At 53.6% G+C, this 15,583-nt stretch carries 10 protein-coding genes; 6 read left to right on the top strand and 4 right to left on the bottom strand.

Annotated features, from left to right (window positions below; all coding sequences use genetic code 11):
* Positions 1–128: 128 nt before the first annotated feature.
* The 3 genes from ACR0AG_RS08745 to ACR0AG_RS08735 all read right to left on the bottom strand — a co-directional run bounded on the left by ACR0AG_RS08745 (position 129) and on the right by ACR0AG_RS08735 (position 6,305).
* Positions 129–1,781, bottom strand: coding sequence for a hypothetical protein (locus ACR0AG_RS08745; protein ID WP_480837911.1), 1,653 nt, complete (start codon positions 1,779–1,781; stop codon positions 129–131).
* Positions 1,778–4,618 carry a hypothetical protein gene (locus tag ACR0AG_RS08740; RefSeq protein WP_480837910.1) on the bottom strand — a complete coding sequence of 947 codons (2,841 nt, stop codon included), beginning with the start codon at positions 4,616–4,618 and terminating at the stop codon, positions 1,778–1,780. The genes ACR0AG_RS08745 and ACR0AG_RS08740 overlap by 4 nt, the downstream gene beginning before the upstream one ends.
* A gap of 427 nt (positions 4,619–5,045) precedes the next feature.
* A complete protein-coding gene (locus ACR0AG_RS08735; RefSeq protein ID WP_480837909.1) occupies positions 5,046–6,305 on the bottom strand; it encodes a replication initiation protein in 1,260 nt (419 codons plus the stop codon).
* Between the two features lie 580 nt (positions 6,306–6,885).
* On the opposite strand from ACR0AG_RS08735, the gene ACR0AG_RS08730 reads away from it, so the two are divergent.
* The 6 genes from ACR0AG_RS08730 (at position 6,886) to ACR0AG_RS08705 (ending at position 14,550) form a co-directional block, all read left to right on the top strand.
* Positions 6,886–8,271, top strand: a complete 1,386-nt coding sequence (locus tag ACR0AG_RS08730) for an AAA family ATPase (protein ID WP_480837908.1) — start codon at positions 6,886–6,888, stop codon at positions 8,269–8,271.
* Positions 8,264–9,325 (top strand): ParB/RepB/Spo0J family partition protein, encoded by a 1,062-nt coding sequence (locus ACR0AG_RS08725; RefSeq protein WP_480837907.1) that lies wholly within the window; start codon positions 8,264–8,266, stop codon positions 9,323–9,325. Before ACR0AG_RS08730 ends, ACR0AG_RS08725 begins: the two co-directional genes overlap by 8 nt.
* A 579-nt stretch (positions 9,326–9,904) precedes the next feature.
* Positions 9,905–11,257, top strand: a complete 1,353-nt coding sequence (locus ACR0AG_RS08720; RefSeq protein WP_480837906.1) for an oligosaccharide flippase family protein — start codon at positions 9,905–9,907, stop codon at positions 11,255–11,257.
* Positions 11,258–11,271: 14 nt separating this feature from the next.
* Positions 11,272–12,252 carry a glycosyltransferase family 2 protein gene (locus ACR0AG_RS08715; RefSeq protein ID WP_480837905.1) on the top strand — a complete coding sequence of 327 codons (981 nt, stop codon included), beginning with the start codon at positions 11,272–11,274 and terminating at the stop codon, positions 12,250–12,252.
* Positions 12,253–12,352: 100 nt separating this feature from the next.
* Positions 12,353–13,558 (top strand): glycosyltransferase family 4 protein, encoded by a 1,206-nt coding sequence (locus tag ACR0AG_RS08710; RefSeq protein WP_480837904.1) that lies wholly within the window; start codon positions 12,353–12,355, stop codon positions 13,556–13,558.
* A 134-nt stretch (positions 13,559–13,692) separates the two neighbouring features.
* Positions 13,693–14,550: a polysaccharide deacetylase family protein gene (locus ACR0AG_RS08705; RefSeq protein WP_480837903.1), complete on the top strand. Its 858-nt coding sequence runs from the start codon at positions 13,693–13,695 to the stop codon at positions 14,548–14,550.
* Positions 14,551–14,673: 123 nt separating this feature from the next.
* On the opposite strand, the gene ACR0AG_RS08700 is transcribed toward ACR0AG_RS08705, so the two are convergent.
* Positions 14,674–15,570 (bottom strand): glycosyltransferase family 2 protein, encoded by an 897-nt coding sequence (locus ACR0AG_RS08700; RefSeq protein WP_480837902.1) that lies wholly within the window; start codon positions 15,568–15,570, stop codon positions 14,674–14,676.
* Between the last annotated feature and the right edge of the window lie 13 nt (positions 15,571–15,583).

Below are 15,583 nucleotides of genomic sequence, written 5' to 3'. Positions count from 1 at the left end.
GCAGTCGTTTGGCGCGGACGGCGAAACACCGCCCAAAATGCAAGGCTCCCAGCCTCTTGCTTTGGGGGTCAGGCTAGGCGCGTTGCGAGACACGCGCAAGCCTGAAACGGGTGCGGAAAGACCTAATTTCACGACGGGCCTCCCGGAAATTGGATCAACTTTGAGCTGTATTTTTTAGCCTCTGCCGCACGGCGCAACGCAATCATGTGCGGGCATGGCCCCTTGCGCAAAGCGTTCTGCCGGAAATGCCAGCAGGTACAGTTGCCGCCCTTGATGCGTTCGTCCGCATCAAGCGTCAGCGACACATCGTGTTGGCGGCCATCTTCGGTCACGCGCCCGGCAAGGCGGTTGGGCGCCATGGTTTCCAATTCAACCAAATTTGCAGCAAACAACCGATCGGCCAGACGCTCTGTTTCATCCGAAAAGCGCAGGTCCGCAAGGGCCAGAGGCTCTTGTGTCAATTCGCGCAAACGCCAGAACCTTTTGTCGAGATCGAACATCACCCGCCCCGCCTGCGCCAACGCGGTCAGGGACGAGGCAGCATCACTGGGATCAGCCCCAACCGCCCGCGCAATTTCATCCCCCGTTCCGATCCAGTTGCCCCGAAGGTGGTCAAGGATAGAGCGACTTAAGGTCGACGGCACACGACGGCGCGGCGCCAGCAAGTCAAAGTGACCCGCCTGCCCCCAATCATTCGATGTCCAGCCGGACAAGCCCAGGGTAAACCGCATCGGCCCCAGATCAGCGAGCACAAAGCTCGGCATTCCCGATCCAAAGAGATAGAGATCAAAATGACGCGCAATTGGCACCATGCGTTCTAGGATGCGCAACCGACGGCGCCCCCACAGACGAATTTCGCCTTCTTCTTCCACATGACAGATTGAGCGTGGACACTGCAGAATTTCGTTCCAGGGTTCAAAAACGACCTCAACCGGGGCACCGGGGCAAAGCCTAAACCGTAGCGAACGCGGACCGTGGGTTTCCTTTCGGGCCCGCAACCGCGCGCAGATGTTATGCATGTCCATCGGATGCAGTCGCACCTTGGACATGGGCAACGTCATCGCCGCGCTGACTTGCAAAAAACCACGCATCCAGCTGTCGGGTAAGTCTATCTTGGCCTCGAACACTTCCTGTCCGGCCTCGATATCCGCAGCAAAACCTTCGGGGTTTACGCGCAGCTCGGCCCGGCTGTGGCTGCGCATCTGCTGAAACGCATCGTAAAGGCGCTGGCTATAGTCGACATTGGTCACACCAACTTGGAATTCCGAGATATCCTCGAACATTTCCAGATCCACGCTCAGACGGCCATAGACGCTTTCATCTTCTGAGAAGCATTCAAAAGACAGCTCATCCGGGTGAACTGCGACAACCGGGTCCAGAATGTACCAAGCCGCACGATCTACTTTATAAAGCCAATCGAAATAGGACTGTTCAGCGCGGCGGTAAGCACCCAGGGTCTGTTGTTCTTGCTTGCGGAGCTCGGTCAGTTCAGTTCGGAGTTCCCTGAGCCGTGCGCCGTCTTTTTCCCGTTGCGTCTGGGCCTGGGCCAAAAGCTCCGCCCGTTGCCCCTGAAGCCACCGGAAATAGGCATCTTTATTGGTCGGCTTCGGCCTCAGATCATGTGTCACGACCTGATGCAGAACCGAAATCGACTCTCGGAATGCAACGGTATTGCCCAGTGTTCCGACGAAGTATGTAGGTTCCCGCCCCAGATCGGGCGCAAAGCTGAGGGTTCCACCCGAGGCCGAAGACTGACCGGCATAACGATGCGTCACCTTCATGATGTCACCTCGGCGCTTCCGTAGCGGTGCAAGGTCATCAAGGCTGCGATGGCACGATCCCGGTCCGCGCGAATGACCGAGGCGGCCATGTCAGTGACCAACGGTGTCAGAGCTATGCGGGTCGCATCGGTTCCATTGCAGATACGGTCTTCGATATAGCGCCATAACTGTTCCTTGGCGGCGCGGCTGGCATGCACGCGCTGCAGCATTCGGCGCATAGCCGGGATCAGGCTGCGCAAGCGCGCCGGATCATCCCCTGCATAGTCCCGTATCAAACGTGCGATGGTCAGACGAAAGGCCGGTGCCGGATGTTCAGCCAGCCGCATCAAAAAGCCCGGGGCGGCCTCGGGTGTCATGCGCCGGGCCAAAAGCTCGCGCCCAAAACCCTGTGCTGCAGCCGTGGTGCAATCACATAAGGCCAAAACAGCCTCGTCCGGCCAGTCATCAGCCCCGGTTTCCCGGATCAGCGCGTAGGCCGCATCTCGGCTATCGGCCCAATCGCCATCAAGCAGAGCGAATGTGTCCTGTGGATTTCGGGTGACCTCTTCCAGGCGCAGGCGCAAAGCACCAATGGCCCAGTCGCGCGCGATCTTCTGATCCGAACAACCGATCCGGGCGATCTTGCGCAGCGTGAACGACGTTGGCGCAATGGATGGCAAAACCGCAGCCCCCAAGCGACGTGCCAACCCAACCCTTGCACGTATCAAGCTCCAAACTACGTTCGGGCCCATGTCAGCGACCGCCTGGCGCAGGACCTTCGCGGTTTCTGTGTCCGACGCAGGATCTGATAACCCCCAAAGGTCCGCAAGAGTGTCATGCACACCTTCGTGCGGTTCCTCGTGATAGGTTGCATCCAGCAAAGATGCCAAAAGCACCGGCCTGCCCTCTTTATCTGCCGCCAGCCGTTCAACAGCCAGGGACGCGTCGGCGCGTGCGTCCGGGTTTGGGCCCAACAGCAAAGCGCACACAAGACCGACGGACGAGATCAGAACCTGGGTGTCTGCACCCGCAACAAGCGCCGCTGCGCTGGCCTGCAGATCACCATCTTCGGTTTCAGCCAAAGCTTGGGCATCAAACAAAGTCGCCCCGTCCGGGCGCAAAGCCGCAAGGCGTATTCCCATCAGACGGTGCAGCGGATCAGGGTGCTGCGACAGGGCAATAAAAACCTCTGCCGGTGCCGCAATGAACCCTGCCTGCAGACTGGACCGCAAAGTGTTTGCCAGACCCATCGCCTGTGCTCGTGTCAGCGCGACGGGTGAATTGGTCTCTTCGAGACGACCAAGAATAGCGTTTGCCGTGCCTTCAACATCCAACGGTGCGGCGGGCAGGAAAGTGTCCAACCAAGGATAATGTTCGGGGTGAATGGCAAGCAAAAGACGCGCCGCATCCTCTGGATCTCGCAACCAACTCTCGGGTGCGAGGTTCAGGGCGGTGCGCACTATAGTTTGCGCGGCCTCCAGCGGCTGAGCGGCCAAAATGCACAGCAGATCGATATCCATCTGCCCATCAGCCGCGCGACGTTCAGCTATCCAAAGCGCCAGGTTCTGTGCCGCAGCGACGGGATGCTCAAACAGCCCCTTCAGAACCGATAATCGAATACGCGCGGTATAGTCGGAGTCTTTGCGCAACAAATTCGCTGCGAATTCGACTGTACGCCGGTGATTGCTGTATTGAACGATCTCCAACAGATGCCCCGGAGACGCTGACCACAGATCGGCAAAATCCTCGCCCCAAGACAAAACCATTTCCCGGGCCGGAAAGATGCTGGCAGAGGCGGGCAACCCAAATCGCTGATCCATCAGGCAGGTCGCTGCCAAATCCACAAAGCTATTGCGCCCAAACCCGGCCTGGCTGCGCAAGTGGCGCGCAACCCTTCGGTTCAGATAAGACTTTGTTGCGCCGGTAAATACCCGTTGTCGGCTGTAATATTGCGGCTGCACGGGCTCGGCAGCAAAACGTTGGGCCAGCAACCCAAAGGTCAGCGCATCGTCAAACGCCTCGGCAGCCTTGAAAACCCGACGCACCGTCCGAAACCCGCCCTTTGAGAACGGCAACTTAGCAAGCACTTTCAGACAGAATTTCGCGGCTTTCGGATCGTGTAGCCCGGTAGCGTACAGCGCCAATGACTGTTCGTGAAACCAATTATCCCCGCGCCTCATCGCGGCTATCCAATCCTCAGCGGATTCTGTTTCGAGCTGGGCCTGCATCTCGGCGGCCATGGTCAGAACCGGCTGGCCTTGCAGTTTTCCCAACACCAATTGCGCGGCCTCGGATGTGGCAGGGTCGGACGACCGCGCGAGGTCTTGCAACACTTCTTGGCGATCGCTGTCCCAGTCCGGATCTCGCAGTCGCCAGATGACATAGGGCAATGCCCGGCAGGTCGCAGGATGTTGGGCAGTATCAAATCCACCCGCAGCGTCGAGCACTCGAGGCAGAGCGTCAACCACGCGCCGCAACCCCAACGACCAAAGCAGCTTAGCCGATTGCCTATCATGCAATCCCGGCAAATGCTGGAGGCGATGCAACATCACCCGATCGTAGGGATCACCCGTCGTTTCGGTTACCTCAACCGGCGAAAAGGGAGGAACACCTGATGGCACATCACCCTGTTCAAAATACCCGCGTTCCGTACACGACAGCACAAGGCTATCGATAATTCGATCCGCCTGATCCCTTGAAACGGGATCCGGAGTACGCGTCCCGTCATCCAGCGCGGACCCTTCCCAGCCATAGCGATAGTTGACCAAAAACAGCCCGTTCGTTTCGATCAATTCGATTTCATAGAGCCGATTGCGACCGGCGGGTTTGATCAGAGTTCGCTTTGAAACCAGACGCATTAATTCGGGGAAAATCCTAATCGTTATTCTTCGAATACAGCTGCACTTTTTCCGTATCGGCAGAAGACGTCAAGACCTTATGCACGTTAAAATTGCGTAGTTTTCGAAGCCCATCCCAGTGAGCTCACACTAGGGAACAGGCGCTGCATCACAAACTATCGGGAACCTTGGATGAGGGCGCAAAGGCCCCCTGCCCTCCAAGGTCAGCACTCCTGCCCTACGTCCTAAGCGCTCTGAACCTTAAGAACGGATATAAACTGAGCATCTTTCACTTGTAGCCAAATACCTAGTCGACTTCTCACTGCACCAGTTATGGGCCACAGACCTTATCTGTGCAAAATATTAACATTATGAACAGCACTTGATTCATCAGCCCAGCCTAAGTATGAGGCAAGATGTTCAGGTCGCACCTCTTTAGGTTCGGCCGTTACTCAAAAGCCTCCGGCTCAAGCTCTTGCCAGAATTCGAATATTGCCGAGGCATTCAATCCAGATCGCCATCCGTGAGAACGGAAGTGCTCTCGGTCAAGGTCATCTTTGAGGCTTGCCAGAAATAGTCTTTTGTCCGCATCTCGCTGCGTTGGGTTTCGCCGCGAAACCAGCGTTTCTACAATTGACAGCCTACGCGAGCGGTCTTCGCGCTCGGCAGACCTCACCTCAAAAGCTTCGTCTTCTTTGGCTTTTTCTTTGGCGCGTTCCTTGGCGGCTGCAATCGCTTCGGGACTCGGCGGCGTGGCCTCACTTATGTTTGCCGGCCGATAATCATCGCGCAGCGCTGCAGATAAGTAACCGACGGTGGATTTAATACCCTTTTGCTCCGTGACGTAGTCCAGCTTTTGCTGAACGTAGTCCTCACCATGTTCGGAAATCCATTGCCGGGCCAGCCTGTCAGACACACCCTGTCTGCGCAATGTCGCGTAAACCGGAAGACTACGAACACCATCACCGTCATCTATTTCGAACATCGCCATTTGAGGGTTCGGCTTGATCACAAATCTGATGTCCGTCACAGAACGGCCTTTCTTTTTGAACTCGGGCTCGATCAGAATATCCGAGCTTTTGTTCACTTCGGCCACGGCAGGTTTGATGATCTTCGCATTCAGGTGTTTGAAGATCGTGTAGTAGTCGCTCTCATCAACTCCCATGAGTTTGCGAAACACATCAAGCGTCCACCAGCCCGTCGATCCAGTTCTGACAAACCGATAGCAATTCTCGTAAAGAGCCAAGCCATGCCCCGAACTGAAGTTCCGCTGTATGTGCACATTGATCAGCGCGTAAATCTTGGGATCATAAAGCTTTTGCGCCAATGCAGGCGAATACGCGTATTCGCAGACCCCCCCTTTCAGCTTGGCAAAACTCAGCAATGAGGAAACACCCCATTCCTGTTTGCCCTGCTCGTCCAGCATATCCCACTCGGCAACGGTTTCTGCCAAGGCCCTCAGACTGGCGCGGAGCGTGTCGAAATCGTTCGAGTTGTACCCGACCATCATGGCCAGGGTACGCGCATCGATCGTATGCGTTGTTGCTGTCGTCAGCATGTCATAGGCGTTCAATAGAAGAACATTCGACAACTTGCGCTGAAGCAAGGTCAACTTGCCACTGATGTGAATCGCGGCAACGTTCTTTCTGACTGACTCTCGGCGCAATGCTCCGGTCAGTTGATCCATGTCCAACTTTTTTTCTGGCATGATTCTGCCTGACTGCTCTTTTTCGGATAGTGTGCACAATAGGTACCTGCGTTTCAATACCTATTAGGTGCCCAAATACAGGACAACGCCAATCCCGTAACCAGGCACCTTACATCCTTACCCACAGAGTTATCCCCAGAAAAAGCATGATGACCCTTCAGGTCGTCTCTCTCGCAATCTCCATTGGCTCTGAGATGTCGTTATTTAGGCTCTCTATTCAGCGCCGTTCGGTCAATCCTGAGAATCGGCACCACATCTACCGGATTCAGTAACCCTTCGTCCTGCGTATGGGTCCCTAAAGACCCGTAAGCTGGTACCTTTTAACCTGTCTTCGGGCACCCTATTGAGCGCAGGATATTGATACAAAACAATAAAATACAGCCAAATATCTTAAACTAACTAAATCAATAAAACAGTTTTTGTGCCTCTTCATCTGAGAAAAGGGTGGTTTCGTCGCGAAACGTTCCCTGTTCTCCACTGAAATCGTATAAGCGCACAATCTAAGTAAGCGTTGACGAAATATGTGCGGTATAATACCGAATATACTAAACAATGACGAACATTTCTTGAGGCAAAGATTGTGAGCAGATCACCCCAACCTCCAGTTCCCCCATATCTGAACCTGAACCCACAGGTCGCGGCATCCAAGTTACCAGATCCTATTCAAACGTCTCGATTCGCAAAAGCAGCAGCTTTCTGTGCTAAAGGCAGAGAAGACCTCGCGCGCAGAGGCTATGCTCCTGACGGCGAAAAGAGGCTTAGAAAATTCTCCATCTGGGAAATTACCAAATACCTCATCCCGATTGCTCCAGCCCATCTACGCCGTGTCCTCAAAAGCAATCCCTCCCTGCCCCAGGGCGAGGGAGAGGCCGGATCAAAATGGTTTACCTTGGAGGAGATCCTAGAGCTGCGACAGTTCTTTGCGGCCGAAGGTGTCAGCACAAAAGAATACCTACCCTACCGTCCCGAAGGTATGCCGGCCAAGGTCGTCTCTGTGGCCAATTTCAAGGGAGGTGTCGGAAAGACTTCCACGGCGGCCCATTTGGCAATGTCCGCAGCCCTGGATGGATATAAAGTTCTGGTCATCGATCTAGACAGCCAAGGGTCAATGACATCAATCCTGGGCGGTAAAGTAGCAGATGAGTGGCAAACTGTATTTCCGTTGATCGCAAAAGACTATGCGCGGGCGGTTCAGGCGGAAAATCAGGTGCGTTCCGCGGCGAAACAACCGGAAATCCCGCTCGATGAGACGCTCCGCGAAGCATTAACCACCCTGCCCCATGACGTTATTCAAAAAACGCATTGGCCCAATATCGACCTGATCGGCGCACAGTTGAACCTGTATTGGGCAGAGTTTCAGATTCCGGTTTGGCGCATGGGCCTGCGCAGCTGGCCCCTCTGGGATGGGCTGACTAATTTCCTCGAAGATGAAGGCATCCTGAATGATTACGACATTGTCTTCCTCGATACGCCTCCTGCACTTGGGTACCTAACGATAAACGCTTTGGCCGCGGCGGACATTTTGCTGGTACCCTTGGGGGCGTCGTTTTTGGAGTTTGACTCGACCGGCCGGTTCTTTGACATGCTCTACACCACCTTCGCCAGTATCGAGGACGGTGAAAATGCAGCGCATCGAGCGGCGGGCCTGCCGGAACTTAAGTTCGAGTGGGACGTTGTGCGCGCGATTATCACGCGATTTGACGCGAGCCAGCAGACCGACATGGCGAATGTCATTCAGGCCTATTTTGGCGATTTCATGAATGCGTATCGACAGGACTTTACCGCGTTGGTGGGGCAGGCGGGTGAGCAAGTGAACGGGATCTACGAGGCGGATTACCGAGACTTCAACCGGGACACCTATGTGCGCGGTCGCGAAACCTTTGACCGGACATACGCCGAATTCAAAGAAGTTCTGATTGGTTGTTGGTGGCGCGACGTCCAGATGGCAGGAGAGGCAAATGGCTAAACGCAGACGATTGAAGGCCCCGGACGCGACGGATCTGGAACAACTCGAAGCCGGTTTCGCCGCGAAACCCTCGCTCAACCCATTCGACGGGCATTCTGCCGCTCCGCCGATTGCGCAAGTCGCTGCTGAGGCGGCGGCGTTGTCAGGTATGGCCGCAGTGACCGACCGCGTTTCGATGGCGCAGGACCAATCTGACGCGGCCCTTTGGAGGGATGCGCAGGCTGACGGTTTGGTGGTGCAAAGATTGCCTTTGGACGCGATCGCCGCCGATTTCATTCGCAGAGACAGAATGAAAGACGACGAAGAAGCGATGGAAGAATTGCTGGCCTCATTGCGCGAACACGGTCTGCGAACGCCAATCGAAGTCACACCATCCGCCGACGGTTATGGTCTGATCTCAGGCTTCCGCCGTCTGAACGCCTTTCAGCGTTTGGCCGCCACGGATCCTCGGTTCGACACGATCCCGGCTTTTGTCCGAGAGGCCGGGACAGGGCAGGGCGCCTACGTTTCGATGGTCGAGGAGAACGAGCTTCGCTCTAATCTGACGCCCTATGAAAGGGGGCGCATCGCTGTGCTGGCCGCAGGGCAGGGGGTGTTTCCAAGCTCCGATGCCGCCGTCGACGTGCTGTTTGCTGCGGCATCCAAAGCCAAGCGATCAAAAGTGAGAGGGTTTGCCAAGGTCCACGAAGCCCTGGGCGACTTGCTTCAATTTCCAATAGCACTTTCCGAAAAGGCAGGTCTGCGATTGGCCGCGGCTTTGCGCGACGGATCTCAAGCCCGATTGCGCGAGGCGTTGGCTGAGGCGAATGTGGCAGACGCCAAATCTGAATGGGCTGCGCTGGAGGCAGCTCTAAACACGGCTCCCAAAAAATCATCGTCTCGCGGCGGTCGTCCGAGTGAAGTTAAACATCTCCCGCAGCGCCAGCTTGAGAACGGAATTCAAGTTAAGGCAGAACTGGCGTCGGGAGAAATGCGGCTGAAAATTTCAGGGAAGGAGTTTTCGCCAGAAAATGCGGACGCGCTGCTAGATCACATCTTGGGCGCTTTGAAGTGAGCGAATTATGGAAGTGTTTGTGTAGTGGTCAAAAAGAGTATTTATTGACTATTATAGGTGCTTCCTTCAGCATAGTTCTATTTTTTCACGTCCCGCACAAACCCCGAAGGTGCACTGGTGAACCTATGTCCTTCTATCTGTGACGATTTCTAAACCGTGCATCGAGCATCTCTCCACGCTTTCGATGCAGTGCTCGACGGCACCAAAAACAAACCGGTTATAGGAGACTTGTTGTCGGCCAACTTTGCGGCTGTATGTCGTGCGCAAACTAAATGAACGAGGAGCCGCCATCATGGATTCTGCCCCGCGATTCAACCTATGTGAGGAAACTCATTCGGGTTCGAAAAACGGCGTGTTCGCGTTTCGCGACGCTAGTATCAGTCAATGTGCGAGGCTCGAAGCCGCAATAGATTCTACTGGCAACGCAAAAATCCTGTCAGCGTGACTTCCGGCTTCCGTATATCCGTTGACATTGTGAAATGGAAATCTCCCGGTGCCACATTTACGTCCCAGGAATGAGTGTATTACTATTTTGCAGTACCGTAACCAGCGCCAAGCTTCTTAAGGCGAATGAAGTAAATGATTGCAGTTCTCAAAAGCTTTTCAGGAACTCAGCTAAAGGCGCGTTTTCTGAGGAGTTCATTCTGGACGTTTTCTCTGCAATTGGTAACTCAGGCGCTTCGCCTCGGAACCAACTTAGTTCTGACACGTATCCTATTTCCCGAGGCATTCGGCTTAATGGCCTTGGTTATGGTTTTCATAGTCGGGTTAGAGATGCTCTCAGATGTGGGCATCGGCCCCTCAATCCAGCGAAGTGAGCATGGGGATGATCCAGATTTTTTGAACACCGCATGGACAGTGCAAGTTATCCGCGGTTTTTGCCTTTGGGTGTTTTGCTGTATTTTAGCGATTCCCATTTCTAGCTTCTACAACGAGCCATTTTTGGCTGCGGCGCTACCGGTAGCCGGAATTTCGCTGATCTTCTCAGGGTTCAGCCCGACGCAAATGCACAGTGCGGTTCGGCATCTCAGTGTTGGTAGGCTCTCACTGCTCACTGTGACCTGCCAGACTGTCATGGTACCTATCGTTATTGCTATGTCTTGGGCTTTGAACTCGCCTTGGGCATTGGTTTTCGGAAACGTAATTTCCTCAGCAATTTACCTAATTGTATTGACTGTTTTTCTTCCCGGTCCGTTGAATCGTTTTTGTTGGAATAGAACGGTGTTGCGTGAACTAATCACATTCGGTTTTTGGATTTTCTTGAGTACATTGTGCGGGTTCTTAGTTACACAAGGCGACAAGGCAATCTTGGGAAAATACTTGAGCGCAAGTAGCTTAGGTATCTACAATATCGGATTTGTTTTAGCGACTTTCCCCATTGGGCTGGCGGCATCCGTGACCAAAACCGTACTTTTGCCACTGTATCGAGAACGACCACCTGCAGCTTCCACGTCCAATTTTTTAGCCCTTCGAAAAATGAGAATTGTCCTAACGGTCGGGATTTTTTTTCTTTTGTCTCCTTTCATGTTTTTTGGGCAGGAAATTGTGAACTTTCTGTACGATGATCGGTTTGTTACCGCAGGGGCTGTCGTTATTGCCCTCGCCTGTATGCAGGCGCCCAGTGTCATCAGTTTTACCTATGAGCCATCGGCGCTGGCTGCGGGAAACTCTCGCAGTTTCTTTTTTCTACAGGCCTATAAAGCAATGATATATATCTTTCTTATTTGGGTAGGGGTAGAAACTAACGGGTTGATGGGCGCACTTTTCGGCATGGCGGCGTATCACCTTCTAGCGTATCCAGCAGTCGTTGTTTTGGCAGTCAAGAATGGTTCATGGGACGGGTGGCATGATTTGGCAGGATTTTGTTTTGGCTACCTAATCAGCTTTTGTGCATTTTGGATGAATTATGAGTATTTGGTGGCACTGTCTTGAAAAGCCGGGATGCAATGGTGAAATCAACTCCTACTGCTGTCGTAGTGATCGGTCGCAATGAGGGCGAGCGTTTGCGCAGGTGTCTTCTGTCTATTCCCAAAACCATAAAACCGGTGGTTTATGTCGATTCCGGTTCAACTGACGACAGCGTCCGCACTGCGAGGGACGCGGGTGCAGAAGTTGTTGACCTTGATATGTCGTCGCCATTCACGGCGGCACGGGCGCGCAACGCAGGTTTTGAAGCGCTGACAGGGAAGGCCGCGCCGGACTTTGTTCAGTTTGTAGACGGTGACTGCGAGTTCAACACCAATTGGTTCAATTCAGCCGAGGAATTCCTGTGCACTCATCCGAAGGTTGCCGTGGTGTGTGGTCGTCGTCGCGAGAGCTTCCCCGAGGCCACAGTGTACAATCGTCTTTGTGATTGGGAATGGAATACGCCGGTTGGTCGAGCCAAGTTTTGCGGTGGCGATGCCATGATCCGTGCAGACGCCTTTGAACAGGCAGGAGGCTTTCTTGATACAATGATCGCGGGCGAAGAACCTGAGCTGTGCGTTCGCATACGCGCATTGGGGTGGGAGGTTTGGCGATTGGACGCAGAAATGACATCGCATGACGCGGCAATTACGCGTTTTTCTCAGTGGTGGAGACGAACCCGGCGCAGTGGTCATGCTTTTGCAGAAGGTGTTGCGCTACATGGTGAGCTGCCAGAACGTCATGGTGTCTCTGATGTGCGACGACTTCTTAGGTGGGCAGTGTTCATACCTTTGGCCATAGCATCTTTGGCTGTTTTTGCCTCCCCTTGGGCCCTGCTGCTTTGGCTTGTGTACCCACTTCAGGTATTGCGGTTGGCCTTCAGGTTTGGGGTCAAAAACAGAGTGAGTTGGGAAGTCGCGTTCTTCCTGACATTGGGCAATTTTCCTGAGGCATTGGGCTGGTTTGAGTATCATTGGCGTCGATTTAGGGGGCATAAAGCGAAGCTGATCGAGTATAAGTGAGCGGCAACAATCCCAAGGTCCATGATTTTGCCATCTACTTCTGCGAGGTTTCGCAGACCCACGTATCAGTCTTTCCAGAACCAAATGAAGATGTTCTTCTATGCGCGTTGCTTATCTGATTAACCAGTACCCTAAAGTCAGCCATACATTTATCCGGCGTGAAATTCTGGAAATGGAAAGGCAAGGCATCGAGGTCGAGCGGTTTTCACTGCGTGGCTGGGATGCCGAGGTTGCAGATGCGCAGGATAAGGTAGAGCAGGAAAAGACCCGATATACTTTGCAGGACGGGATGCTTTCACTTGCAAAAGACACGCTCAGACAAGCAGCCAAAAACCCAAAAGTTTTTTTCCGAGCGTTGAAAACTGCGTTGGCGTTGTCTCGCAATTCGGTTCGCCCATGGCCTTACCATTTGATATATCTGGCTCATGCTTGCCGGATCAGGCGTTGGCTGGATGAGAAGCCTGTATCCCATCTGCATGCGCATTTTGGTACGAATTCTGCCGAAGTCGCGCTGCTTTTGAAGCTGTTAGGGGGCCCAGAATTTAGCTTTACAGTTCATGGTATGGACGAAGCCGACAACGCCATCAAGCTTGGCTTTGAACACAAGGTCAAAGAGGCCTGTTTTGTTGTTACGGTCAGTGCCTACACACGCAGCCAACTTATGCGACACATCTCTGCGGATCTATGGCCCAAGCTGAAAGTTGTCCATTGTGGCCTCGAGTCGTTTGCTTTTTCGGATTGCACACCAATCGACGCTTCATCGCCTCCGGTCTTTTTGTGTATCGGGCGAATGAGCCCTGAGAAGGGTCATTTGATCCTTATCCCCGCTTTTAAAAAGGTGCTTCAGAACTATCCAAATGCTCGTTTGGTACTGGCAGGCGATGGCGATATGCGATCCAGGATTGAAGATGAAATAGATGCACTCGATTTGTCCGCCGCAGTTCGGATCACCGGGTGGATCGACTCCGATCAAGTCCTTGATGAAATTCGTGCCTGCTATGCCCTGGTGCAGCCCAGTTTTATCGAAGGGCTGCCGGTTGTAATCATGGAAGCAATGGCGCAGGAGCGTCCTGTAATTTCTACCTATGTCGCCGGCATACCCGAGCTGGTTCAGGACGAAAGAACCGGTTTTCTTGTTCCCGCGGGCGACACTGACGCGCTTTCAAGCGCAATGTGTAAGATGTTGGAACTCTCTGGTGACACGCTGTCTCAGATGGGAGAAGTCGCACGGGAACGCGTGCATCAGCGTCACAGCATTCAGAGTGAGGTAGAGAAGTTGCGTGGATTGTTCGCCGAGGCGCAATGAACAGGCTGGTCAAGAATTTCGCCACGTCCATGTTAGCGTCCGCACCCATCTACGGGGTGTTAAAGCGCAGGGTTTTAGGCGGAAATCCTATTACAATTCTTTGCTACCACACTCTAGGCGCGGACTCTGAACCGATGGACTCCTGGACCGTTTTAAGCGTTTCCGATTTTCGTCAGCAGGTGCAGGTATTACGTCGTCACTATGATGTGGTCAGTTTGGATCAGGCATTAGAGCCTTCCAATGTATGTGACCGACCCAAAGCGGTGCTAACCTTCGACGACGGCGACGTTGGCTTGTACGATTTTCTACTCCCGGTTTTGCGCGCCGAACTGTTGCCGGTCACGATCTATGTCGCAACAGCGCAAATTCAAACCGCTCAGCCCTATTGGTTTGATCGCGTTATCAACGCCCTGCAAAACCTAGATGAATTTGAGATGGATTTAAGCGTGGGTGGGCTCGGTCGGGGTGTCATACCGGCAAGTAGAGGAACGCCAAAAGATCCTGAACGGTGGCTGGCCATTTCAAGCATACTTGAACGTCTGAAAACTCTGCCCCCGAAAGAACGCGAAGCTGTATCCGCCAGAATTTCTCTTGCCGCGACGGGTTCAGATACTCCCAAAGGTTCCCTTCATCCTATGACGCTGGACCAGCTGAGGACATTGTCTGAAAATCCAAATGTCACCATTGGGGCGCACAGTCATTGTCACAACCTGCTGGACCAGATTCCTATTGAAGACGCCAAAGCCAGTATCCTTACGTCCCGCCAGTTGTTGCAGGAATGGACCGGGCAGGAGGTCCGCCACTTTGCCTATCCCAATGGAAACCACAATCCAGAGGTAGAAGCAGCCGTGGCAGCGGCCGGCTTTTCGTCCGCGGTTGTTTTGGATGATCAGTTGCTCGCCCACGCAAATGATCAATACACTTTGTCGCGCATAGGTATTGGTCGGTATGATGATACGGCGCGATTTAAGCTGCGCCTTTTGGGAATGTAGGGGTAATTGGCAAACAAGTGGCTTTTTTGCAGGGCTGACAGCTCAGCATTTTGTGTCTGGCTTGTTCAACACTTGAGTGAGTGCGGGATGTCATCGCGGAAGCATCCGCCAGTCTTGCGGACATTACCGCCCCCGTGTCCACTCCGTGTTGGCAGGTTGAATGCGCACCAATAGATGCACGAATGCGTAGATTACGAAACCAATGGGTTCTTTAAGGAGCAACCCAAATAGTGCAGGCGCGGTCATCGGGCTTTTGCTATTGTTTTTGTTCAGCTCGGGATAGAGCCGAAAGACTTCTTCTACGCCAAGGTCCTGGCGTTTGCGTACACGCACAAGGTTGGAAAGGCCCTCGACCATGGGCCACTGATAGAGGGCAGGTACTTCTTTGCGTTCCGCCGGGCTAAATTGCAGTCTTACGAAAGTGTCATCTGAAATGATGTCTGGAAACGCCCCCCACCGGGATCGACCGGCCGCGTTTACGGCAAAAAGACCCGCACCTGCGGCACCTTCTTGCATAAAGGGCAGTCGAATCCATACTCTTGCATAGTGCCTTGTCACCCAGCTTTCGGCGCGAGACATTTGCAGTTTCCCGGTTGCATAAGTCGCTTTCGAATTTGAGAGAACCTCGCGAAGCTGACCTACGATATTCGGGTCGCAGATCACGTCCGCGTCCAGATAGATACGTGGGCTGGCCGAGGATTCTTGATCTATATAGTGATCAGCCATGTTGAGCGCATTCAACTTCCCGGGGCTCTCAATCTCTAGCAGCTCTGTCTTCCAACCTCGCTGAACAAATCGCTCCTCACAGCCCGCGACGATTGCCACAGTTTGATCGGTACATGCATTTGCAGCCACAACAACATGAACCAGCCCGGCGCGGTCGTCTTGATTGATCAAAGCCTCAAGGCATCTGCCGATATAATCTTCTTCATTGTGGGCGGCGATGACGATAAATACTGGACGCTGTGAAACTGGCTCATCACCTTTCGCGCTGGGTTCGTATTTACCTGAGCCGCTCATACTCTTTCACATC

The sequence above is a fragment of the Ruegeria sp. H6 genome (assembly GCF_056532975.1).
Note: the sequence above shows the minus strand (reverse complement) of the source record. Positions and strands in the feature narration are given on the sequence as shown.